At 53.5% G+C, this 23,712-nt stretch carries 23 protein-coding genes and 1 riboswitch; of the genes, 19 read left to right on the top strand and 4 right to left on the bottom strand.

Annotation, left to right across the window (positions count from 1 at the left end; genetic code table 11):
* From FKP33_RS05560 to FKP33_RS05575, 4 genes are all read left to right on the top strand, one after another.
* Complete coding sequence (locus FKP33_RS05560) at nt 1-612, top strand: flavin reductase family protein (RefSeq protein ID WP_141334120.1); 612 nt, start codon at nt 1-3, stop codon at nt 610-612.
* Between the two features lie 216 nt (nt 613-828).
* On the top strand, nt 829-1,833 hold the full coding sequence (locus tag FKP33_RS05565) for a LacI family DNA-binding transcriptional regulator (protein ID WP_141334121.1): 1,005 nt from the start codon (nt 829-831) through the stop codon (nt 1,831-1,833).
* Nucleotides 1,830-2,750, top strand: a complete 921-nt coding sequence (gene rbsK / locus FKP33_RS05570; protein ID WP_054795759.1) for a ribokinase — start codon at nt 1,830-1,832, stop codon at nt 2,748-2,750. Before FKP33_RS05565 ends, rbsK begins: the two co-directional genes overlap by 4 nt.
* 129 nt (nt 2,751-2,879) lie before the next feature.
* On the top strand, nt 2,880-3,470 hold the full coding sequence (locus FKP33_RS05575; protein ID WP_054799122.1) for a fumarylacetoacetate hydrolase family protein: 591 nt from the start codon (nt 2,880-2,882) through the stop codon (nt 3,468-3,470).
* Nucleotides 3,471-3,603: 133 nt separating this feature from the next.
* Here FKP33_RS05575 and FKP33_RS05580 read toward each other — a convergent pair whose 3' ends face one another.
* Nucleotides 3,604-4,377, bottom strand: a complete 774-nt coding sequence (locus FKP33_RS05580) for a DUF1836 domain-containing protein (RefSeq protein ID WP_127606742.1) — start codon at nt 4,375-4,377, stop codon at nt 3,604-3,606.
* 257 nt (nt 4,378-4,634) lie between these two features.
* On the opposite strand from FKP33_RS05580, the gene FKP33_RS05585 reads away from it, so the two are divergent.
* Nucleotides 4,635-5,960 (top strand): hemolysin family protein, encoded by a 1,326-nt coding sequence (locus tag FKP33_RS05585; RefSeq protein ID WP_127606744.1) that lies wholly within the window; start codon nt 4,635-4,637, stop codon nt 5,958-5,960.
* Nucleotides 5,961-6,032: 72 nt separating this feature from the next.
* On the opposite strand, the gene FKP33_RS05590 is transcribed toward FKP33_RS05585, so the two are convergent.
* Entirely contained in the window at nt 6,033-8,936 is a 2,904-nt protein-coding gene (locus FKP33_RS05590) for an EAL domain-containing protein (RefSeq protein ID WP_181410051.1), read from the bottom strand.
* A gap of 94 nt (nt 8,937-9,030) precedes the next feature.
* A riboswitch (cyclic di-GMP riboswitch) is annotated at nt 9,031-9,117 on the bottom strand.
* 177 nt (nt 9,118-9,294) lie between these two features.
* On the opposite strand from FKP33_RS05590, the gene mreB reads away from it, so the two are divergent.
* Nucleotides 9,295-10,362, top strand: a complete 1,068-nt coding sequence (gene mreB, locus FKP33_RS05595; RefSeq protein WP_127606748.1) for a rod shape-determining protein — start codon at nt 9,295-9,297, stop codon at nt 10,360-10,362.
* Nucleotides 10,363-10,645: 283 nt separating this feature from the next.
* Here the strand turns inward: mreB and FKP33_RS05600 are convergent, their stop codons facing one another.
* Nucleotides 10,646-11,656, bottom strand: coding sequence for an LLM class flavin-dependent oxidoreductase (locus tag FKP33_RS05600; protein WP_141334125.1), 1,011 nt, complete (start codon nt 11,654-11,656; stop codon nt 10,646-10,648).
* 165 nt (nt 11,657-11,821) lie between these two features.
* Here FKP33_RS05600 and FKP33_RS05605 point away from each other — a divergent pair, with 165 nt between their 5' ends.
* The 3 genes from FKP33_RS05605 (at nt 11,822) to FKP33_RS05615 (ending at nt 13,178) form a co-directional block, all read left to right on the top strand.
* The gene (locus tag FKP33_RS05605) at nt 11,822-12,082 is read left to right on the top strand and encodes a YqkE family protein (protein WP_127606852.1); all 261 of its coding nucleotides are present in this window, start codon (nt 11,822-11,824) and stop codon (nt 12,080-12,082) included.
* An 81-nt stretch (nt 12,083-12,163) separates the two neighbouring features.
* A complete protein-coding gene (locus FKP33_RS05610) occupies nt 12,164-12,583 on the top strand; it encodes a DUF1284 domain-containing protein (RefSeq protein WP_127606752.1) in 420 nt (139 codons plus the stop codon).
* Nucleotides 12,584-12,668: 85 nt separating this feature from the next.
* Nucleotides 12,669-13,178, top strand: coding sequence for a metallophosphoesterase (locus FKP33_RS05615; protein ID WP_127606754.1), 510 nt, complete (start codon nt 12,669-12,671; stop codon nt 13,176-13,178).
* A gap of 52 nt (nt 13,179-13,230) precedes the next feature.
* Here the strand turns inward: FKP33_RS05615 and FKP33_RS05620 are convergent, their stop codons facing one another.
* Nucleotides 13,231-13,533: a hypothetical protein gene (locus tag FKP33_RS05620; RefSeq protein ID WP_141334127.1), complete on the bottom strand. Its 303-nt coding sequence runs from the start codon at nt 13,531-13,533 to the stop codon at nt 13,231-13,233.
* 325 nt (nt 13,534-13,858) lie between these two features.
* Here FKP33_RS05620 and FKP33_RS05625 point away from each other — a divergent pair, with 325 nt between their 5' ends.
* The 10 genes from FKP33_RS05625 (at nt 13,859) to FKP33_RS05670 (ending at nt 23,710) form a co-directional block, all read left to right on the top strand.
* The gene (locus FKP33_RS05625; RefSeq protein ID WP_141334128.1) at nt 13,859-14,107 is read left to right on the top strand and encodes a hypothetical protein; all 249 of its coding nucleotides are present in this window, start codon (nt 13,859-13,861) and stop codon (nt 14,105-14,107) included.
* 306 nt (nt 14,108-14,413) lie between these two features.
* Nucleotides 14,414-15,430 carry a methionine ABC transporter ATP-binding protein gene (locus tag FKP33_RS05630; protein ID WP_054795767.1) on the top strand — a complete coding sequence of 339 codons (1,017 nt, stop codon included), beginning with the start codon at nt 14,414-14,416 and terminating at the stop codon, nt 15,428-15,430.
* Nucleotides 15,423-16,085 (top strand): methionine ABC transporter permease, encoded by a 663-nt coding sequence (locus FKP33_RS05635; RefSeq protein WP_054795768.1) that lies wholly within the window; start codon nt 15,423-15,425, stop codon nt 16,083-16,085. The genes FKP33_RS05630 and FKP33_RS05635 overlap by 8 nt, the downstream gene beginning before the upstream one ends.
* A 49-nt stretch (nt 16,086-16,134) precedes the next feature.
* On the top strand, nt 16,135-16,983 hold the full coding sequence (locus FKP33_RS05640) for a MetQ/NlpA family ABC transporter substrate-binding protein (protein WP_127606760.1): 849 nt from the start codon (nt 16,135-16,137) through the stop codon (nt 16,981-16,983).
* Between the two features lie 118 nt (nt 16,984-17,101).
* Nucleotides 17,102-17,881: a MerR family transcriptional regulator gene (locus FKP33_RS05645; RefSeq protein WP_141334130.1), complete on the top strand. Its 780-nt coding sequence runs from the start codon at nt 17,102-17,104 to the stop codon at nt 17,879-17,881.
* Between the two features lie 169 nt (nt 17,882-18,050).
* Complete coding sequence (locus FKP33_RS05650; RefSeq protein ID WP_141334131.1) at nt 18,051-19,304, top strand: molybdopterin molybdotransferase MoeA; 1,254 nt, start codon at nt 18,051-18,053, stop codon at nt 19,302-19,304.
* Between the two features lie 22 nt (nt 19,305-19,326).
* Nucleotides 19,327-19,866 (top strand): molybdopterin-guanine dinucleotide biosynthesis protein B, encoded by a 540-nt coding sequence (gene mobB / locus FKP33_RS05655; RefSeq protein WP_141334133.1) that lies wholly within the window; start codon nt 19,327-19,329, stop codon nt 19,864-19,866.
* Nucleotides 19,863-20,492 carry a molybdenum cofactor guanylyltransferase gene (mobA, locus tag FKP33_RS05660; RefSeq protein ID WP_164751774.1) on the top strand — a complete coding sequence of 210 codons (630 nt, stop codon included), beginning with the start codon at nt 19,863-19,865 and terminating at the stop codon, nt 20,490-20,492. The genes mobB and mobA overlap by 4 nt, the downstream gene beginning before the upstream one ends.
* A gap of 186 nt (nt 20,493-20,678) precedes the next feature.
* A complete protein-coding gene (locus FKP33_RS05665) occupies nt 20,679-22,007 on the top strand; it encodes an ABC transporter substrate-binding protein (RefSeq protein ID WP_230876176.1) in 1,329 nt (442 codons plus the stop codon).
* Complete coding sequence (locus FKP33_RS05670) at nt 22,004-23,710, top strand: sensor histidine kinase (protein WP_127606768.1); 1,707 nt, start codon at nt 22,004-22,006, stop codon at nt 23,708-23,710. Before FKP33_RS05665 ends, FKP33_RS05670 begins: the two co-directional genes overlap by 4 nt.
* Nucleotides 23,711-23,712: the final 2 nt, after the last annotated feature.

Below are 23,712 nucleotides of genomic sequence, written 5' to 3' on the forward strand. Positions count from 1 at the left end.
ATGATATCTATAGATCCGGCCGCTCAGAGCGAGCGGGACAATTATAAGCTGTTGATCGGGAGTATCGTCCCCAGGCCGATCGCGTTGGTGACTACGCTATCGAAGGACGGGGTATTGAATGCGGCTCCTTTCAGTTACTTTTCGATTGTAGCGAGCCAGCCGCCTATGCTCTCAGTAGCTGTTCAGCGGAACCAAGGCGCGATGAAAGATACGGCGAGGAACGCGATTGAGGCCGGCGCCCTGGTTATTCATATTACGGACGAATCGATCATCGGCCAAGTGAATGAAACGGCGGCCAATTTACCCCCGTTCGAGAGCGAAGTTGCAAGGGCGGGCTTCACGCCGGTTGCCAGTGAAACGATCGGCGTACCGGGGGTGAAGGAAGCCAAAATCCGTATGGAATGCTTGCTCGAACAAGCGATACCGCTTGGCGGTGCCGGCAGTCAACCCGCCTGCGATTTGCTGATCGTCCGCGTCGTCCGCTTCCACCTGGCGGAGGACGTCTATGTGAACGGTTATATCGATCCCGGCAAACTGAATCCGGTCAGTCGCATGGCAGGTAATTATTATGCCAAGCTAGGCTCCATGTTTGTCATGGAGCGTCCTGAATAATACTTCCGTAAGCCACTTGTTGAAAGTGGCTTTTTCATTTTCCGCTTGTGCCGTTGATGTGGTACCGGTTCCCTAAGGGAAACCAGTGGTATGGGCAGCCTCATGGATAGGTGTTGACAGTAAAATGATTCCAACGTATACTCGTAAACATAAAGTATGGTACCGGTTTCATATTATTGGGGCTATCATGCACCCGTTTGGGAAAGGGGGCTGTCAGTGACAACGATCCGGGATGTAGCGAAATTATCCGGGGTGTCCGCTTCAACGGTATCCCGCGTATTGAACAAGAATGGCTATGTGAATCAAGAAACCGAACAAAAGGTGAAACAGGCCATACAGAAATTGCAGTATGAACCCAATGCTGTTGCAAGAGGGCTGGCGAGTAAAAAGACGGGAACGATCGCCCTAATACTCCCGAATATAACGAACCCGTTCTTCCCCGAATTGGCGAGAGCTGTCGAGGATGTGGCCCGTTCGTATGGGTATACCGTACTTTTTGGCAATTCGGACGATCAGGGAGACAAGGAGAAGTCGTACATCGAGGTTTTGAAGCAGCGGTATGTCGATGGCATTATTTTCTCTTCACATACGCTGCAAAGGGATGACGTCGTCCGCTTGAGAAGCAACAAGATCCCATTCGTGGTGCTGGATCGTGCTCCTGCTGGAGAAGCGTGCAGCGTTGTTCGTTCGAACAATTTGGAAGGGGCCAGGATGGCCGTCCGGCATTTACTGGATAGGGGATCCAGGAAGATTGCGCATATCTACGGTCCGCAGGATATCTTGACGGCCAAAGAGCGGCTTAGAGGATACGAGGAGACGGTTAAAGATTTTGGGTGGTACACGCCGACCTTGATGGTGCCGGGGAATTTTCGTCTGGACGGCGGAATGTCTGCTGCGAAAGAGTTAATGCAGCGGCACCCGGATGTCGACGGGATTTTCGTAGGTAATGATCTGATGGCGGTAGGCGTATTAAAGACGCTGCTTCGGATGGGGATCAAGGTACCGGAGCAAGTGGCTGTTTGCGGGTTTGACGGGATTCATCTGACAGAGGCTGTCGAACCGGAAATCACGACCGTCGCCCAGCCGATCTATGAACTTGGCGCGTTAGCAACCAAGCTGCTTATTCAGAAAGTCAATGGGGTCGATGTGGAAAATAAGGTTCATGAATTAGAGGTAACCTTAATCCCGAGAGATTCAACAAGAAAGGACACGAGCTTATGAATCCAAATATCGTAGTTATTGGAAGTCTGAATATGGACATTGTGATCAATGTCGAGGAAATGCCTCATGAAGGCCAGACCATTCTGGGAACAGGGTTCTCGGAAATAGCCGGCGGCAAGGGCGCCAATCAAGCGGTAGCGATCGGAAAGCTGCAGGCCTCGGTCGGTATGATCGGCAAAGTCGGAGCGGATTCTTATGCTTCCGCCCTGCTCGATTCTTTGAAAGAAAGTAATGTAGATGCCCGGCATATTCTAACTTCTCCGAATAGAACGGGAGTCGCATTAGTGACGGTGAACCAAAGCGGGAAAAACCATATCGTTGTCGTCCCGGGGGCGAACTTTGACCTGACGCCGGACGATATCCGGAACCAAAGACACGTTATCGAACAATGCGAGATGGTCGTGCTGCAGCTGGAAGTTCCCATGGAAACCGTAAACTGCGCCCTTCAATTGGCGAAGGAAGCCGGCAAAACAACCATTTTAAATCCGGCTCCAGCGAAAATCATGGAGGAAGAGATGTTGAAGAACGTCGATATCCTGATCCCCAATGAACATGAATTGTCGGAAATATCCGGGATGGAGATTGCGGATGAACGTAGTCTCCAGGAAGCGGCCCGGTCCCTTCTGGCCAAAGGAGTGAAAGCGGTTCTGGTCACGCTGGGCGACAAGGGGTGCTGCTATGTGGATAAAGACCGTTTCCAGCTGTATCCGGCCCATCAAGTGAAGGCAAAGGATACGACGGCTGCAGGAGATAGCTTCATCGGCGGCTTTACGGCAAGCTACGTGAAGAACCGGGATATCGATATGGCGGTCAAGCAGGCGCAAATCGTAGCGGCCATCACGGTCACTCGCCCGGGCGCGCAAAGTTCATTGCCGACGCTGGAAGAAGTTCAGCGATTTGCCGTAGACAACGCTTAAGGATCAGTCAACGAAGGGGATGGCCCGGTAGCCCATATTGAAAAAAATTTGCAGCCTGGCGAAGAATAAGTGTATCCTAAAGAGGTTTTCATTTCGATTTTTTCCTGATTTATGAAAGGAGACAAGACCATGGCAAAAATAATCGGCATCGGGCCCCATTATCCGGCATTGCTGAAAGCGAAGAATTTCCCGCCGGATCACGTTCCTCATCTGTTCCTGAAGCCGATGACAACGATTGTACGCGACGGTCAGGAGATTCAAATCCCGAGCCAGGCTGAGAAAGTGATTGCAGAGGTGGAAATTGCCCTGCTGGTCAATCGTACCTTGCGTAACGTTACCGAGGAGGAAATGGCCGATTTGTCCGCGGTTGGCGGGTACGCAATCGCCAACGATTTAACGGCCGTCGGTCCGAAGGTGATGGGCGAAGGGAAAATTTATGATACGTTCACCCCGCTCGGGACATTCGTTAAGGTGGACGATCCGCTTTCCATTCGTATCGAAAGTTACCAGAACGGAGAATTAAAGCAATCGGCGTCCGCTTCCGAGATGGGCTTCTCTTTTGCCCGTATCCTCGCTTATTTTTCTTCCATTATTACCTTGGAGCAGGGGGATATTATTCTGACGGGGACACCCGCAGGCCCGTTTGAGATTCAGCCGGGAGACAAGATCGAAATTCGCAGTCCGCAGTTGGGCGTTGTCACAAACAAGGTTCGTTCCTAATACGGAGCATACAAGCCGCAGCGGCTCACAGCTTATCCAAACAAACATCCCGATCCGCCAGGTAACAAGCGGATCGGGATGTTTGTGTTTTCCTTACTGCTTGCGGATACGGAGTCATCGCGTAAAGTTTCGGTTAATTCAAGTTATGAAGAAATAACGTAGCGTTTAAATACCTTCTCGCCAAGGAGTGGAAATAAGCGGTCTGAACAGAGACCATGGCAATCATCAGCATGTTTCGGACGGCTTCCCTTTGCTGAGGGTTCAAATGTTCCATGCTGCACGCAAATTGATTCGCCTTCTGGCGAATGGTCGATTCCGTTAAAGCGTCATGGTTGCGCTTGCCCGAGTCATGTCCTTGAACGTCGAGCAGCTGGTCGTTGTTTGCATCAAGCTCTTCGAACAGACGGGAGTAGGTCGCATATAAGTCAGCAGGCGCCAGCAGGTCGTCAGTCTCGTCGTCAGGCTGCTGGAATATAATTTCAAACAGCTTCCGGATGGATTCGAAATCCAGGCAGTTTTTTAGATCGTCTATGATAAAAAGCATGGCGGCTTGATCGACCGAATATTTTTTGCCTACTTTGGGAGAACCTAAAAAATCCTTGAAATCTCGTTTTACCCAATTCTGCATCGAGGTAATGGACATATTGGTATATTCGATTTGATTGCCAAGAGAGACGATGTCTTGCAGAGAAAAGCCTTCAACCCGATTATGCTTGATCATTTTCTCAAGCACGGGGGGAAGATGGGTAGAAAGAAAAGCGGATAGGGATGTGCCGTGCTCCATGTCCGCCTGGTGGTTTTTTTTCCATGCCTCCTGCAGAACAGTGAGGGGAGATCGGGTAGCTCTTCCTTTCAAGGAGAGGAGGATAATCGCCATTTCTTTACGCGTTAATGTGAAAGTCTCCATGAAAACTTCTCCTTCTACATCATTTCAATCTTTATGAGTTCAATTGAACTCATCATAAAACGTTTCGTATGAGTTTGTCAAAGGGAGATAATGAATGAAAAATGCCTGTTAGGGTTAACTTTAATACGAAAAGAACGTAAACAGGGTGAATTCAGCCCCATATACCGTTTTATTATTCATAAGACGTAATATATAATAAGTTCATAAGAACTCTCAAATGTGAGTGATCCTAATATTATAGACTAAGGAAGGTTGATATGGGCCTAAATTTGTTTCTTGTAGCCGTTCTTATTTTGCTTACCGCATTTTTCGTCGCGACGGAGTTTGCCATTATTAAGTTACGGGGCAGCCGGGTAGACCAGTTGGTCTCGGAAGGACGAAATAATGCGATCGCGGTGCAAAAAGTTCAAAGTAATCTCGACGGGTATCTTTCCGCGTGCCAATTGGGGATTACGATTACGGCTTTGGGACTTGGATGGCTGGGTGAACCGACCGTTGAGAAATTGCTGCATCCGCTGTTTGATGCGTTCGGTCTTGGGGCTGAAGTAAGCAGCTTAATATCCTTCCTTGTCGCTTTCGTTCTGATGACCTATATTCACGTCGTGCTTGGCGAGCTGGCGCCGAAAACGTTAGCTATTCAGAAGGCGGAGCAAATCAGTTTGCTGGTCGCGAAACCGATCATGTTATTTTATAAAATCATGTATCCGTTCATCTGGTTATTAAACGGGTCGGCCAATGCCCTTATTCGTATGGTCGGTTTAAAGCCGGCCAAGGAACATGAGGAAGCGCATTCCGAAGAAGAGATTCAGATTATTGTTTCGGAAAGCTATCAAAGCGGGAAAATCAATAAAACGGAGTACGGTTACGTGAACCGCATCTTCGCTTTCGATGACATGCTGGCAAGAGAAATCATGGTTCCGAGAACGGACATGATTTGTCTGTATACGAATAATACATTGAAGGAAAACCTGGAAATCATTCGCCGCGAGCAATACACGCGGTTTCCTATAGCGAAGGACAGCAAGGACAATATTGTGGGAATAGTGAACACCAAACATTTTTTCCTGCTTTATGATAACAATCCTGATTCATTCGATTTCAATAAATTGGTCCATCCGGTACTTACGGTACCCGAATACATGCCAGTCAATACGCTGCTGGCCAAAATGCAAAAAGAACGGGTTCACATTGCGATTCTCGTGGATGAATACGGCGGTACGTCGGGACTGATCACCATGGAAGATATCCTTGAGGAGATTGTGGGAGAAATTCGTGACGAATTCGATGCCGATGAAGCCAAGGAAATCGAAAAAATCGAGGATGACAAATATATTTTAGACGGCAAGGTGCTTTTGAGTGAAGTGAACGACCTGTTCGGTAGCGATTTGGAGAACGATGGCGTTGACACCATCGGGGGATGGCTATTCGCGGCCAATCCGGATATCGAAGTCGGCACATCCTGGACTTATGACGGGTTGACCTTCGTTGTCTTAAAGAAGGATAGCCATCGTATCCGGCGTATCGAAGTAAGCAAACAAAGAACCGTTGCCGACGATGCTTCTTTAGAGAAAAGCCATGCCTGATTAAACCAACTCTTCATGAATAAGAGGCAATCATGTGGAAACGCGTTGATTGCCTCTTATTTTGTCGCGATATCAGAATTTGACCGTTTGCAGGAAGTGCTCGATGTCCTCTACTGAACTAGGTTTACTGATCAAATAGCCCTGAATCTCATCGCACTTCATCTCGCGCAGTAAGGCCGATTGAGCCTCTGTTTCTACGCCTTCCGCCACGACAATCATCCCAAGGCTGTGCGCCATATCGATAATCGCTTTAACAATCGAATGGTCTTCCTTGTGATCCTGGATATCCCGAATGAAGGATTGATCGATTTTAAGATGGTCGATCGGAAACTTTTTTAAATAGCTGAGCGAAGAATAGCCCGTCCCGAAGTCATCCATGGATATTTTGACGCCCAACCTTTTGATCTCATGTAATATCGACAGCACATATTCCATATGATGCATACTGAGGTTCTCCGTAATTTCCAGCTCCAGATATTGCGGCTTCAGTCCGGATTCCCGCAGTACCCGGGGGATGAGCTCGACAAGGTTTTGTTCCCGGAATTGTCTGACGGACAGGTTGACGGAAACGGAAAATGGCGGATATCCGGCATCCTGCCAAGCTTTATTTTGCGCGCAAGCCGTATATAAAACCCACTCTCCGATCGGATTGATCAGCCCCGTCTCTTCAGCCAGAGGAATAAAATCGGTCGGAGGAATCCAGCCGCGTTCCGGATGTCTCCAGCGAATCAAGGCTTCCAGCCCGCTGAACGTTCCTGACCTTACATTCATTCTGGGCTGATAGTAAAGCTCGAATTCGCCATGATCCAACGCTTTACGCATCATGGTTTCCAGCGTCATTTGATTGCAGGAAGCCTCATCCATTTCGGACGTATAAAATTGATACATGTTCTTGCCCTTGTCTTTGGCGGCATACATCGCTTGATCGGCATTCTTAAGAAGCGTTTCCTGATCTTCCCCGTCGTCCGGATACATGCTGATTCCGATACTGGGGGTGATGAACACTTCGTGACCGCTAATCAGGATAGGAGCGGTAAACAGATCAAGCATGCTTTGCGCGGCTTGGGCGGCTTGTTCACGGGTCATGTTCGGGAATACCGCAGTAAATTCGTCTCCGCCCATACGAGAGAGGAAATTATTGCTTTCGATGCTGCCTTTCAGCCTTTCCGCGACTTGCTGCAGCAGAAGGTCGCCGTTCCGATGTCCAAGGGTATCGTTAATCACTTTAAAACGATCAAAATCAATAAAAAGGATGGCTGCCGTCTGCCCGTTACGTTTACTCTGCTCTAACGAAACTTCCAATTCCTGATTGAACAGCACCCGGTTGGGAAGGCCTGTTAAATGGTCGTAATAGGCAAGATGCTGAATTTCACGAAACATGTAGTGAAGTCTCTCGGCCATGATCCGGTAATTCGCAATGAGAATCGTAATTTCGGTCAATAGGCTGCTGGGCCAATGAACGGCGTTTTTCTCCAATATTTTATTGGGTAAGTCCGTTGTCGTATGCGCTAACCGAATGATCGGCCTTACGATCGAACGGCTGATGAAGAAGGACGTAATGATTGCGATCAGTCCGCAAATCAACAGGATCGTAAGTGTTTTGATATAGGACTTGTACAATCCGTTCTGATAAGGCGCAAACGACGATTCCACGATGACGGTCCAGTCCCCAAGGCCTGATAACGGCGTGATCTTGATGTATGACGAGTTTCCCCACCGTTTCATCGGATTTTTGATATTTTTGGGGAGCCAATAGTAGAAGCCGTCCTTCAAGTCGTGAATCTCGCCGTCTTTTTTCCAGTCATATTCCTGCATAACGGCATTCGCGGAACGGGTGCTGGCGATCACGTGCCGGTTGCGGTCCACGATGGTAACATGGATGTTCGTATATGTTGTGAGTGCTTGAATTCTTTGGCTAATATAACCGAGATCCAGGGCCCCGCCGGCAATGCCCTGGAACTGCCGGCCGCTCATGATCGGAGCGCTGATATTTACGACGGGTTCGGACACGCCGCCTCTTCCAGCGAAAACATCGGAAATGACAAGCTGTAAGCTTTCTTTGTTTTGTATAAAGTACAGCCTGTCCGAGAAGTTCAAACCGAGCGTAGGTTGGCCGTTCATATTATGTAAGGGATAGAAGGTTACGGTTGTTCCTGCAGCATTGGTGATGAACATATTATGAAAATCAGGAAAAATTTGTTTAAAATGAGCAGTAAGCCTCTGCAGAGCCTCTGCATCGTTCAGATCAGTTTCAGCCGCGAGATTGGAAAATTGCTCGACAGCCGACACATGAACGTTTCTCCAGTTGCTGATATCGTTCTCAATGATTTCCGATTGGCGTTCCGCCGCTTCCTGAATCGCCGCATCGGTTTTCTTAATCTCCTCTCGGCTCACCATGATCATGACAAGCAGCAGGGGAAAGACGATTAAGGCGACAAAAATGTTAAAAAGAATATCGTACAAAGAACGGGACGTTTTTTTGGAGGTTTGACCGGTCCCCATGGGAGCCCTCAAATAAGTGAGGATAAGGCTTGCAATCAAAGCATTTAAAATACTGTTGACAGCATCCTTAAGCATAACTGTCAACGTAGCCGTAGCGTCCATCTGCAATCCATAATGATAGGATAACCAGATCATCGGCATGCCCAGCAGGATCCAGAACAACGCGACCAGGAAGACGAAGTTGCTGATCTTCTGCCGGTAGAAGAGGCCGACGAATATCGTCTCTGCAATAAAGACCAGCATAGCATACGGATGATTCCATAAAATTAAGGTAGCGCTGCTTGCGAGAACAGACCCGATCAATCCCCATTTAAATCCATAGAGCTTCATGATGAGCCATACAAAGATGCTGCCGAATATAAAGTCGACTCCATAAAATAGAGACAGGTTCATGATGTTTCCCAAACAAGCCAAGACCAGCAACAGGACCAGGTAAAAGAATGAAACGACAGGTGAAGAAGTTCTTGTAAACAAAATAGCTGCTCCCATCCACGATAGTTTTGATCCATACCTTGTGAATGACAAACCGCCCACTAAGCAAAAAACACTACCGAAAGGTAGTGTCTTAAATTGCAACCCAGCCATCATCGCAGAAACTGCGGAAGACCTGTGGCTTTGCGTCCCCGCCTTTCGAACGAGTTTGCCGTAGGTATTTAGTTCTATATCATTTAAAAATAAACGATCTGTCGTATTTTGTCAAAAATATTTGAAGATTTTCACGATTTTTGCTAGTTACCCCTCAAATTTGCAAGTGAAGCAGAATACTATAGAAGATCCGGCTGATCCACCTCCAAATCGCGCATCGGGTTTCCAATAAAGGAGGAGAAGTTTCATGTTTAAACGATTTGACAAGTTATACGGTATTGACTTAGGAACGTCAAACACGGTGATCTTCGAGCAGGGTAAAGGCATCGTGCTGAGCGAACCGTCTGTAGTCGCCTTTCATCAAAGCACCGGCGAATTGCTGGCCGTAGGCGCGGAGGCGCAAGCGATGATCGGACGAGCTCCCGCTCATGTCGACATCACCTATCCCTTGAGGAATGGCGTCATCGCCAATTTCGATCTGACCAGCAGCATGCTTCAGCATTTTATCAAAAAAATACAAGGCCGCTCGTCTTTGCTGCGAAGCTCTCAAGTATATATTTCCGTGCCTTGCGGCATTACCAATGTGCAAAAGCGGGCCGTTGAAGAAACGATCGTCCATAAGGGAGCCAAACGGGCGATTGCGGTCGAGGAACCGCTGGCTGCTGCGCTCGGGGCAGGACTTCCGATTGACGAGCCGATCGGTCATTTGGTGCTCGATATTGGCGGAGGCAGCTGTCAAGTGGCCATCTTGTCGCTCGGGGGCATTGTGGCCAGCCATACGGTGAACCGGGCGGGGATGTCTCTTGACCTAGATATTATGGATTATGTGAAACGGCAGTACAACCTGGAGATCGGGGAACGAACGGCGGAAGAAATCAAGAAACAAATCGGAACGGCCCGTGCTTCCTCCGAAGAACGTACTCTCGGCATTAAGGGGCGGGATGTGATTAACGGATTGCCCCGTTCGATCCAGTTGAGCTCCCGGGAAATTTACACGGTGGTGGATGATTTCCTGCAGCTGCTGGTCGAAGCTATTCGCGCGACGTTGGAGCGGTGCCCGCCCGAGCTTGCCGGGGATGTGGTGGAGCAGGGGATTCTGCTGTGCGGAGGCGGTGCTCTGCTGGAAGGAATTGATGAACGGATCCGCGAGGAGACCGGGGTTCCCGTACATATTGCCGAGCATCCGCTTGAATGTACCGCTCTCGGCACCGGCATGATGCTCGGCGCGCACAACAGCAAGCGCGTACCGGCGTGGCGGGAGGCCAAACCGGAATCGGCGGTGCAGCAGGATGCGGGCCAGCAAGCCGAAATGTAAGGAAGCTGTGAACAGTCCATGGGGCGGCTGCCGGTCGGCGGCAAGACGATCGTCCGCATCTGACAAGGAAATGACCTGCGTTATTCACAGGCTTATACACATTACTAACAGGCTATCTCATCTTCCTGTGCATAGGTTTTAGTACATTCATTAACATATCCACAATCGAGGTTATACACAGGTTAAAAGAGAGTCGGTTATCCCGGGCGGAAGTCGCCGGGACCGGATAGATCGAGCAAGCGACCGTTCCCGGTCTGTATCGGGGAGCGGTCGCTTGTTCGGTTCATGGCGTCTGCGGAAGCCCGAAGGCGTCGGCCAGCAGACGGTAGGAGTGTACGCGTGCGCCGAAGTTGTGAATCGGGGAGACGATCATCAGTTCATCGGTGCCGTACCGCTCGGCAAAATCGAGCAGTTGGGCCTTGACGCGGTCGGGCGTGCCTACGAAGCGGCGCTCACGGGCCCCGCGAATGCGCAGCAGGTCGTATTCCGTATACGGATAGTCCATAGCCGTCTGTACGGAAGGGAAGGCATGCTGGTCGAGGCCGCTGCCCAAGCGAAGGAAGAACAGATCCGAGCTTGTCGCCAACCGGTTCGCTTCGTCCTCCGTATCGGCGCATACGACCAGGACCGCAGCAAGGGCTCGCGGACGATCGTTCAAGCTCGACGGTTGAAAGTGCTCCCGGTAATACCGGATCGCCGCTTCCCCACCGGGCGCGCCGAAGAACTGCGCGAATCCGTAGGCTGTCCCCTGTTGGGCCGCGATTTTGGCGCTCTCGTCGCTTGAACCGAGCAGCCACAAGTCGGGAGCAGTTGCGATCGAAGGCGCCGCCTGCAATTTGGCGTACGGATGATCGGGAGGCAGCGATTCGTACAAGACCCCCGTTAAATCGGCGACTTGCTGGGGATAGCGGTCCGTGTCTACATATTTATGCTCCTGCAGCGCTCGCGTCGCCAGCGGCATGCCTCCCGGTGCGCGGCCGAGTCCGAGATCGATGCGGTTCGGATGAAGCGCCTCAAGCAGCTTGAAGTTTTCCGCCACTTTATAAGAGCTGTAATGAGGCAGCATCACGCCGCCCGAGCCCACACGGATGCGCGAGGTCGCCGCGGCCAGGTGAGCGATCAGCACCTCCGGACTGGAGAAGGCCAGCATCCTGCTGCCGTGATGCTCGGATACCCAGTATCGGGCATAGCCGAGCCGGTCCGCTTCTTGCGCCAGCCGCGTCGTTTCCTTCAACGCATCCGCGGCGGTTTGTCCTTCGCCGACTTGGCATTGATCCAAAATTCCGAGTTTCATGGTTCGCACCTCCGATTCATGTTCTAAATCTAAGAGTAATGAATTCACTATATTTTAGCAAGCGATGTATTTTTAATAAGTAAATGCGAACCATTGCCGGGGGACCGCGCAGTAGTGCGACCCGGTGAAACCTGCTATAATGTGGATGAAACCGAGGTGATGGATATGGTCAAGAAAAAACGGCCGACATCCGCCGCTCAGCCGGCTACTTCCGATAAACCGGCCACGTTGAAGGATCTTCTGAATCCGGATATCGTGAACAAGCTGAAGGCGCAGGCGGACGATATGAAAGCGGAAGCGGCTAAACGCGAGGAAGCCGCCAAGCAAAAAGCGGCGGAAGCCCGCAAGGCCGAAGAGAAGCGTCTCGAGAACGACTTTGATCATTTGCTGAACAACAGCGGTCTCGACTGGCGCCAATATAAGTAAGAGAAGATCAGGCTGCCCGCGGGGCAGCCTGTTGTTTCATGACACCACGGACCGCAAGTAAGGGGAAGGATGGGACACCGGATGATTCGACTTCGAGGGCATCATTTATTATGTTTGCTAGGCTACCGGGGGATGGGCTACTCGCCCGACTTTTGCACCAACATGACGGCGATCTATGAGCGGCTTCGTGAACAGCCGCAGACGCGGGTCGTGCTGGTGGAGGGGCCGGACGACATCTGCGCCGCATATCCGAAGGACAAGCCCCCGCACTGCGAAGAAACGAGCGTAGCGCATCGCGATTCGCGCGTGCTGGAGAAGCTCGGGCTGCGGGTCGGCCGCGAGATGAGCTGGGCCGACGTATGCGGCGCGGTCGATGAGACGATGGAGGCAGGCGACATCGGGCGGATCTGCGCCGGCTGCCCTTGGGAGCCGTACGGGGTATGCGAGGACGGCGTGCAGCGAATCAAGCGGGGCGAGGAGCTGCCTCCGGTAGGGGCGTAGCCGGTGCCGGGCTGCGATGCGATTCCGGATCGAATGAGGGAACCGATGGTTAGAGGCAGTATTAAGGATCGACAGGGGGGATACGATGGCGAACGTATTTATGATCTCCGATCATCACTTCGGCCACAAGCACATTATCGATTTCGAATCGAGGCCGTTTACCGGTAGCGAAGAGATGACGCGAGTCATGACGGAGAAGTGGAACGCTGTGGTGGGGAAGGACGATCAGGTGTTTCATCTGGGCGATTTCTCGTTCTTAAATATGGAGAAAACGAAGCAGATCGTGTCCGCTCTTAACGGGTACAAAGTGCTGATTCTCGGCAACCACGACCGGGGCCGCGGCCGCCGCTGGTGGCTCGACGCCGGGTTCGATGAAGTAAGCGAGTATCCGATCGTGTACGGCGGATTTTTCTTCCTGTCCCACGAGCCGATGTACATGAACAAGCATATGCCCTACGTGAACATTCACGGTCACATCCACGGGCAAAAGTACGAGGGGACACAGTACGTCAACGTTAGCGTCGAGCATTGGGACTATACACCGGTTCCTTTCGACACGATTAAGGCCAGGGTTGTGCCGAGCGAAGAACAGTGAGCCGGAGCTGCCTTTCTTGCCGCCTGCTCCCCGCCGTGGCCCCGTGTCTGGTTTATAACAGCTTAAAGCGCTCCAAATGATCCCATAACCGCTCCCGGCGCAATATTTCCTTCTGTTTCGGTCCGATCAGATCGTAGTGCGGATAGGGCGGGCGGTTATGGATATACGCGGGATTCAGGCCGTGGCCGCGGCACCATGCCTTGAGCCGTTCGAGATCCGCACAACCTACCTTGGTCACCGACGTAATGCCCGGAAACCGCGGGTCCAGCCAATAATGCGTCAAATAAGCGATTTCCCCGCGCGTCACCGCTTCCTTCCACGCCGTCAATTCTTCTCGTTTAATTCCGAATGCCATGCGCCGCTATCTCATCCTTTGCACAGTGGTAAGTTACTGTTCATTATATCAAGACTATCGTCGGGTTGCGATCTTCGCCCAGGACGTCATGGGGAATGATGGAATAGAGAAACAGAGGGGCAGGGCAACAAAACAACAGAGCACAGAGAACGAGCAGGTGGGCAAGACAGAAAGAGACCCGCGAGCGCAAGGCTTGCGGGTCTTAAAAGTTTATATATCAAAAGGGGGTCGAGTTCTATTATAGGCGGGGAAGCTTAAAGACAGATGAAAATTAGATTTCATTTATGTAACAAATCATTTACACATTTTACTAAAAGCCGTTTCCGTGGACGGACTGCGTTTGCCCGCCCGGCTGCGTCCGGTCCCCGTAGGCGGGGCTCCAACGCCCCTGCCTCTGTATCCCGCGATAGTACGGCACTTGCTGCACGACGATCCGGCGTATGCGGAGGCGGCGAAGGATTTTGCCGAGCGGGTGAAGGATGTGAGCCACGTGCTGGAAGGCATGACGGAGCGGATGAAGGCGGAGCACGTCGTGGACTTCCTGTATGAACGGTTAACTGCGGAACAGCGGTAAAGCGGTCTATTGACAGGGGAAAATGCGCGGTGCTATTATATCACTATTCCTATTAAATTAGTATGAATTAAGTCATCCGTACAGCGGAGACATTCTCGTACCCGGGAATGTCTTTTCTGTTGTTGGAAAATCTAGGGTATTGACAGGTGGCTGATTTGCTAGTATCATATCAAAGATTTAATGGCCCAAGGGCCATATGGCATGGGGGATACCCTTCGCGTATAAATTCTATGAGATCGGCGCACCATTTAGCCAAACCCTTAGGAATTATACGCCAGTGCTTTAACATATGAGGTGCGACAAGACATGATCCAACTGAGCAACGTATCGAAAACCTACCAGGTCGGCGACCGTTCCATTGCGGCGCTGCGGAATATCGATCTCACGGTCAATAAAGGCGAAATCTTCGGGATTATCGGGCACTCCGGCGCCGGAAAGAGCACGCTGATTCGCACGATTAACGTGCTGGAGCAGCCGACAGGCGGACAAGTATTCGTCGACGGGGTAGAGATGACGGCGTTGAACGGCCGGCGGCTGCAGCAGGAGCGCAGCTCGATCGGGATGATCTTTCAGCATTTCAATCTGCTTTCTTCCGCTACCGTTGCGGATAACATCGCGTTCCCGTTAAGGCTCGCGAAGCAGCAGCCGGGCGCGGTGGAGCGCCGTGTGCGCGAGCTGCTGCAGCTGGTCGGGCTGGAAGAGCATGGCGCGAAATACCCGGCGCAGCTGTCCGGCGGGCAGAAGCAGCGGGTCGGCATCGCCCGTGCGCTCGCGACGAGTCCGAAGGTGCTGCTGTGCGATGAGGCGACGTCCGCCTTGGACCCGCAGACGACGAATTCGATTCTGGCGCTGCTGCTCGATATTAACCGCAAGCTGCATATTACGATCGTGCTCATCACGCACGAGATGCACGTGATCCGCTCCATCTGCGACCGGGTGGCGGTGATCGACGGCGGTAAAATCGTAGAGCTCGGGCCCGTGACCGATGTGTTCCTGAAGCCGCAGCATCCGACGACGCGCGAGTTCGTGGAGCAGCTGTCGGACAGCTCGGAGCCGCTGCAGGCCGCCTCTTCGCCGGCGCACGAGCGGACGATCGTGCGGATCACGTATTTGGGCGAACAGACGTATGCGCCGATTCTGTATGAAACGATGCGGGAGGCCAGCGTGCCGCTCGTTATTCTGCAGGGGACGATTTCCCGGATCAAGGACACGCCATACGGACAGATGGTGGTCGAAATTCAAGGCGGCCGGGCGGACGCGGAGGAGACGGTAGCCCTGCTGCGCAGCCGCGGTCTCGATGTGGAGGTGATCCGCTATGGATAAGCTGATGGAGCTCGATTGGACGGAGATCGGCCGTGCCACGCTCGATACGCTGACCATGCTCGGGCTGTCTACCGTTTTCACGGTGCTGATCGGGCTGCCGCTGGGCATCCTGCTCTTTCTGACCTCGCGCGGCCAGATGCTTCAGCACGGGACGGTGTACGGCGTGCTCTCGCTGGTCGTCAATGTGCTGCGGTCCGTACCCTTCATCATCCTGATGATCATGGTGATTCCGTTCACGAAGCTGCTTGTCGGCACCTCGATCGGCGTTCCCGGCTCAATCCCGCCGCTCGTGATTGCAGCCGCGCCCTTCTTCGCGCGGCTCGTCGAAACGGCGCTGCGCGAAGTCGACCGCGGGGTTATCGAAGCGGCGCAGGCGATGGGCGCGTCGTACGGACAGATTGTGAGCCGCGTCCTGCTGCCTGAAGCCCGTCCCGGCTTGATCGCGGCGATCACGATCACGGCCGTGACGCTCGTCTCCTACACGGCGATGTCGGGCGTTATCGGAGGCGGCGGTCTTGGCGATCTCGCGATTCGCTACGGGTACCAGCGGTTCCAAACGACGGTGATGATCGTCACCGTGCTCGTTTTGCTCGCGTTAGTTCAAATCCTGCAAACTCTGGGCGACCGGCTCGTGCGGAGATACCAGCGGAAATAAGGATTTACTAAATAGATATCGTTCAGTTAAAAATGGGGAGGAATTCGAAATGAAAAAAGTCATGATTACCGCATTATCCGCTGTACTCGCCTTCACAATCGCCGCTTGCGGCCAGAAGGAAGCAGCGCCAAGCGCGAACACCCCCGCTGCGGGCGCCGCAGGCGGAGAGAAGAAAGAAGTCACACTGAAGGTCGGCGCAACCGCTGTGCCGCATGCTGAAATTTTGAACTCGGTCAAAGCCAAGCTGAAGGAGCAGGGCGTTAACCTCGAGGTGAAAGAATTCACCGACTATGTGCAGCCTAACGTACAGGTGTTCGAAAAGCAGCTGGATGCCAACTTCTTCCAGCATACGCCTTACCTGGAGCAGTTCAACAAGGATAAAAACATGAACCTCGTCACCGTCACCGGCGTCCACATCGAGCCGTTCGGTGCTTACTCGCAAAAGATTAAGAAAATCGAGGAGCTCAAAGACGGCGCCACCGTCGCGATCCCGAACGACCCGTCCAACGGAGGCCGCGCGCTTGCGCTGTTGGAGAAGAACAACCTGATCAAGCTGAAAGACGGCGTCGGCGTCAAGGGGACTGTCAAGGATATCGTCGAATACAAGAAAAAGCTGACCATTAAAGAGCTTGAGGCCGCTATGCTGCCGCGCGTGCTCGGTGAAGTCGATCTGGCGCTCATCAACACGAACTATGCGCTTGAAGCGAAGCTCGTGCCGACGAAGGACGCGCTGTTCATCGAAGGCCAGGATTCGCCGTATGTGAACATTCTCGTCTCCCGTCCGGACAACAAGGATTCGGAGGCGATCCAGAAGCTGGCGAAAGCGCTGAATTCCGAAGATACGAAGAAGTTTATTAACGATAAATACAATGGCGCGGTTGTGCCTGCGTTTAAGTAAGATTGGACGAAGAAGCAAGCAGAACGCATTTCCTATACGGAAATACGGTTCTGCTTTTTTCTTATCCTTGACCCTCACGTTGCGTGATGGATTACGATGAATGGGGGAGGTGAACGAGATGCCGTATAAAGTGAAGGAAGTGTCCGAGATCGCCGGGGTGAGCGTACGCACACTGCATCACTACGATGAGATCGGTCTGCTGACGCCGGGGGCGGTTAATTCGGCCGGCTACCGTTTCTACACGGAACGGGAAATGGAACGGCTGCAGCAAATTTTATTTTTCCGTGAAGTCGGGTTCTCGTTGAACGAAATTAAAGCCATCCTGGATAGCCCCGGCTTTGACCGGAAAAGCGCGCTCGAGGCGCACCGGGAGCTGCTGCTGGAGAAGAAACGGCGGCTTGACGGTATGATCGACACTGTGACCCGGACGATCCAATCCATTGAAGGAGGGAGCGCAATGAGCGACAAGGAACTGTTCGAGGGCTTCGACATGACGCCGATTGAGGAGCACAAGAAAAAGTACGCCGCGGAAGCGCGGCAAACATACGGCGATGCGACGATGGACGCGGTCGAGAAACGGACCAACGCGTACACGAAGGAAGATTGGGCGCGAATAACGGCAAGGAACGAGGCCATCAACGCGAAAATTATCGCCGCCATGGAGCGCGGCCCGGCCGACCCGGAGGTACAGGAAGGCGTGGGAGAGCTGAGGCAGTACATCACCGAACATTTTTACGATTGTACGTTGGAGATTTTCCGCGGTCTCGGGGATTTGTACGTGACCGATGGTCGGTTTACCGCCAATCTCGATAAGAACAAGCCGGGATATGCCGCTTTCTTGCAAAAAGCGATGCATGTATACTGCGACCGGGAAGAAAGGGAAGGCGAGCCGGGTTGAAAAGAAGCAAAGCGAAGGGCGGAGGATACGCTAACCAAGCGTCGCAGCTCCGCTATGTTTGCAGCGGCATACGCCGGCAACATTTTGTGCGACAAACGCTGTCCTTTTACCAAGCGGAATGATAAAATTTTGTTAACAAGTCGAAGAAAGCGAAGAGGGGAACGGAAGGATGCCGAACCTAAGCGGGAAATACAACCGGGACACCGTTCAGGTGGAAGAAGCGCTGAACCGCATTCAAGCGCATGTTCGCGTGCTGGAGACGGAGACGGTTCCACTGGCGCAAGCGTCCGGCCGACGGGTGGCGGCGCGGATCGCCGCACCGCATCCGTATCCGGCCTTCCGCCGGTCGGGGATGGACGGCTATGCGGTAAGGGCGGCGGATCTCGCCGCGGCTAGCAGAGACACGCCCGTCGTGCTCGAGGTCGTCGAGCACATCCCGTGCGGCTGCGTGCCGGAGCGCCCTGTGGCCAGCGGCCAAACGTCGAGAATCATGACCGGGGCCATGCTGCCCGAAGGAGCGGATACGGTCGTCATGTTTGAGATGACGGAGACGATCGAGCGGGACGGTGCGGCCTGCATCTCGGTTATGAAGCCGCTTGTTTCGGGCACGAACGTGTCCGGGATCGGTTCGGAGGTGAGCGAAGCGGAGCTGCTGCTGGAAGAAGGGCGTGTCATAGGCGCAGGCGAGACTGCGCTGCTCGCCGTCTTCGGCATCACGGAAGTGCCGGTATACCGCCGTCCGACGATCGCGATCCTGTCCACGGGCTCCGAGCTGCTGCCGGCGGACGCGCCGCTGGAACCGGGCAAAATCCGCAACAGCAACGCCTGGATGCTGGCCGATCGGGTGCGCGCGTTGGGCGGCATCCCGCTCGTGCTGGAGACGGCCGCGGATGAGCTGGAGCATGTGCGGGCCGCGATCCTTGAAGCGCTGGCGCAAGCCGACGCCGTTATTACGAGCGGGGGCGTTTCCGTCGGGGATTACGACGTGCTCGCCGACTGGCTTGTCTCCTGGGAGGGGACGACGCTGTTTACGAAGGTGGCGATGCGCCCCGGCAGTCCGACCAGTGCGGGCGTGTTGAACGGGAAGCTGATTTTCGCGCTTTCGGGCAACCCGGGCGCTTGTTTTGTCGGGTTCGAGCTGTTCGTGCGTCCGGCCTTGGCGGCGATGCAGGGAACGGCCGGTCCGGCGCTGCAGCGCATCCGCGCGCTGCTGGGCGAAGGGTTTCCGAAGGTGAACAACTATCCCCGTTATGTGCGGGGGACGCTGTCTTTTGCCGAAGGGCGAGTATATGCGGTCACGCATCGGCACAATCAATCGGGCAGCCTCATTTCCATTAAAGATACGACGGCGCTCATCGTGATCCCGGCCGGAGGCAGCGGGCTTCAACCGGGGGATTTGGTCGACGTGCTGCTATTAGGCTAGAGGCGGAAGGACGAGGAATCGGATGGCAACGAAAGCGGTTTTTCAAGTCGTCGGGTATAAGAATACGGGCAAAACGACACTCACGTGCCGTCTCATCCGCCTGTTCCGCGCGGCAGGGTATTCGGTCGGTACGATCAAGCACGATGCGCACGACTTCGAGATCGACCTGCCGGGCAAGGATACATGGCAGCACCGCGAAGCGGGAGCGGAGGCCGTGGCCATCACCTCGGACGGCGGAGGGCGGACGTTCATCCTGGAGCAGCGGCCGCTTGCCTTGAACGAGCTGGTACAGCGGATGGCGCATCTGGATATCGTGGTGGTGGAGGGCTTTAAGTCCGAGGATTACCCGAAAATCGTGATCGTCCGGGAAGCCGGGGATCTGGCGTTGATCGGCCGGGTATCCCATCCGCTCGCCGTCGCGGCATGGCTTGCTCCGGAGCAGGCCGCCCCCCATGCAGGGGGAACGCCTATCGTGGCGATCGACGACACGGAGGCGCTGCTTCGCGTCGTTGCGGACAAATTCGGGCTCGATATCGCGGGCGGGCAGGAGGAGAAGCGATGAAGCGCCGTATGTTGAAGGGCGTCATCGTGGCCGGCGGCCTTAATACGCGTATGGGGCAGGCGAAAGGGCTGATGCCGATCGCCGGGCAGCCTCTGATCGGGCGTACGGTTGCGGAGATGCATAAGGTTTGCGACAGCGTCGTCGTCGTCGCGAACGAACCGGAGCTTTACGCTGCAGCGGTCGGATCTGGCGCGGAGCTGATCGCCGACATCATCCCGCATAAGGGGCCGATGAGCGGCCTGCATGCGGCTTTGTCGGGTTCGTCGCACGATTATCATTGGGTCGTCGGATGCGACATGCCGTTCGTCTCGTCGAGGGTCGCGGCGTGGCTGCTGCGGCGGCTCGAAGCGGGCGCTGCACCGGCGGTCATCCCGTGCGCCGGGGAACAGGCGCATCCGCTGCACGGGCTGTACCGCAGAACGTGCCTGCCGTCCGTGGAAGCGCGAATCCGCGGGGGCTCCACCGGCTTGATTCGCTGGCTGCATGAGATCGGGGCTGACTTCGCGACGGAACAGGAGCTGGCCGCAGCCGGATTGGACATCGATTTCGCGCTCAGCTTTAACGATCCGGAGCAGTACGCCCGGTGCGCGGCTAAGGCGGAAGCTAGAGCGGACCGCTCCTTGTAATCGAACGTCGTTCCCTAGGGGGGCGGCGTTTTCATTCTTTTATTGGACGGGTGCGCATATGGAGAATGTTTCCTGCCGGTTCCACGTTGCTAATTTAATATCCCCATTGTTAAATAAATAGCATATCTAAATTTAAGAAAGCCCATAAAATGAATAGTAAGCATGTTTAGGAGGCCAAAAGGTACGATGTCTATGAAGGCTACTCGCCGGATCGCTCTAATTAGCTGCATGCTGCTGACGGCAGGTGCGGTGATCGGCTGCAGCGCCGCCGCGGACCGTGACGTCTCGGATCCTACTAGCCCTGCAGCAGGCAACCCGTTTACCGGACAAAGCATCACGGTCTATATGGGGAACAGCGCGGCCGCGGATACGATCAAGTCCCTGCTTCCGGAATTTGAAGCCCAAACCGGCCTTAAAGTAGATCTGCTCAGCTTTACCAATGAACAGCTGAGCCAGAAGCTCTCGGTCCAGCTTACGGCGGGCAGTTCAAGTCCCGATGTGTTCATGATCCGCCCGCTGGAAGAGCTCAGGCTGTTTGATAAGAACGGATGGCTGCAGCCCTTGGACGAATACGTACGAAGAGATCCGGGCTATGACTTTGACGATTTCTTTCAATCGGCCATCGATTCGACGACAACCGGGGGGCGGTTAACCTCGATCCCGCTGTCTACCGAGCAGCAAATTTTATATTACCGGAAGGATTTATTCGAGCAGGCCGGGCTGGCCGTTCCCCGGACGCTGGATGAGCTTGAAGCGGCGGCACGCCGGCTGCACGATCCGGCCAGTGGCGTTTACGGCTTTGTCGCCAGGGGCCAAAGAAACGCTTTGGTTACGCAGCTCTCCTCCTTCCTGTATTCCGAGGGCGGGGATTTTCAGAAGAACGATCTTGCGGCGATCAATACGCCGGAAGCGATCAGGGGGATGACCCGATATATCCGGTTGTTGAAAAATTATGGGCCCCCCGGTGTCTTTAATATGGGCTGGCAGCAAGCCGCAGGCGTTTTCGCGTTAGGCAAAGCGGCTTTGTATACCGATGCCAGCGCGATATATACCAATGTCATCAATTCCGGTCAATCGGCGATCGGCGACAAGATCGGGTATGCGATGTTTCCTGCGGGACAAGCCGGCGCCAAGCCTTTTAATATAACCGCTTGGGGGTTGGCGATGAGCGCCGCATCGGGCCGCAAGGAGGCGGCATGGAGCTTCATCCAGTGGGCGACGAGCAAAGACCTCGTGATGCATTCCCAGCAGCGGGGAAATCCCGGCGCCCGCCAGTCGGTATGGAACGATCCTCAAGGCGTTTCGGGGTTTCCGGCTGCGTATATTCCTGTTGTTACGGAATCGATGCGGGTCGGAGTGGGGCACGACCGCCCGCAGGTGATCAATGTAGGCGAGGCCCGCGAGATCATCGGGGATATTGTCATTCAGGGCTTGCTGGGTGAAGATATCAAGGCCGCCGCGGACAAGGCCAACATCAGCTTTCAATCGCTCATCGACAAGGAGAAGAGCCGATGAATACGTTCGGAAAAGTCATCACGCTCGTCATTTCTTTGCTTATTCCGATTATTCTTTTGTACATGTATTCGAATCAGGTAAGCGTTAATGTAGTCCGCCAAACGGTGGAGGAAGGAAACCGGAACCGGCTTGCCTTCTTCATGAGCCAAATGGAGATGATGATCGACCAATTAACCAAATATTCGGTGACAGCCAGTCGGGATTACAGCATTAAAGAATATTTGGACGGGCGGAACACGAGCAAGCCGCTCGTTCAGCTGCAGCGGCAAATGCGGATTGTCGACATGCTGAACATGCAAATTGCGACAAGCGCCTGGAACAATCAGATCATCTTATATTTGCTCGATTCCAAGGAGATCATCTCTACCGATTACTCGGTCCAATACGACGAGAACTATCTCCGGAATCCGGAGTTGAAGAAGTGGTCGCATCGCAGCGCGCTTACTTACGGGATGTACCAAACGTTTTTTTCCAGAATCAAGGAATCGGATATTCCCAACCTGTACATTGAGATTCGATTTACGGATGATAACATCAAGAACATGCTGAATTTATTGAAGCAGGGGGACAAGCGGGAGCCTTTCCTGTATCAATCCGGGATGGAGCCGATCCTGAACTACACGGCAGACCGGACGCTGGTCGGCCGGGTCGTCGAGCAGTTGGACCGGCAGGAGCTTCAGCACAGCGGCAGTATTACCGTATCGCTCAACAAGCAGAAATATATCGTCAATTATATTCGCTCCGAAAGTCTCGGGTGGTATCTGGTCGATATTGTCCCGCTGGAAAGCATCTTCGCGCCCATCATTACCAGCCGAAATTTATTTTATACGTCCATCGGCTTGCTGACGGCGATGAGTCTTCTGGTTACCCTGCTGTTGTACCGAAACGTGCAGCGGCCCATTCAGCTGCTGATACGGGGCGTGCAGCGCATTAAGGACGGCCAGTATTCCGCCAGGCTCAAGCAGCAGCCGAACAATGAATTCGACTTTCTGTTCATCAGCTTCAACGAAATGGCGGAGAAGATTCAAGAGCTTATCGAGAAGGTATATAAGGAAACGCTCCGCTCGAGGGAAGCTACGCTGAAGCAGCTGCAATCGCAAATCAATCCGCACTTTTTGTACAACTGTTTATTTTATATCAAGAACATGGCTAATCTGGGCGATAAGGAAGCGGTGGTGGCGATGTCGCTGAACCTGGGCGAATATTACCGGTACACGACAAGGCTGGAGAGCACGATGACGAAGCTCAAGGAAGAAGTCAAGCTGATCGAAAATTACTTGATGATCCAGACGCTCCGCTTACAGCGCTTACACTACGAAATCGACATCCCGGAGGAGATGCAGACGCTTGAAATTCCGCGCTTGTTGATTCAACCGTTGGTTGAAAACGCGGTGATCCACGGGGTAGAAAACAGCCTTCAATTCGGCGTGATTCAAGTGAAGGGCGAACGGGTGAACGGGATCAACAAGATTATTGTCGACGATAACGGCGTCGGTATTTCGGCGGACAAGCTGGAGGAGCTGCAGCGAAGAGTCGCCGAGCCTTTGGAAGAAGAAACGGGCTGCGGCTTGTGGAACATTCATCAGCGGTTGATTCACCTGTACGAAGGAACGTCCGGCTTATATTTCTCGCAATCACCGCTAAACGGATTTCGCGTTGAACTGATTTGGGAGGACAAGACCGCTTTATCCAAGGAGGAATAGAC

It is taken from the genome of Paenibacillus sp. tmac-D7 (assembly GCF_006519665.1).
Taxonomy (GTDB): domain Bacteria; phylum Bacillota; class Bacilli; order Paenibacillales; family NBRC-103111; genus Paenibacillus_G; species Paenibacillus_G validus.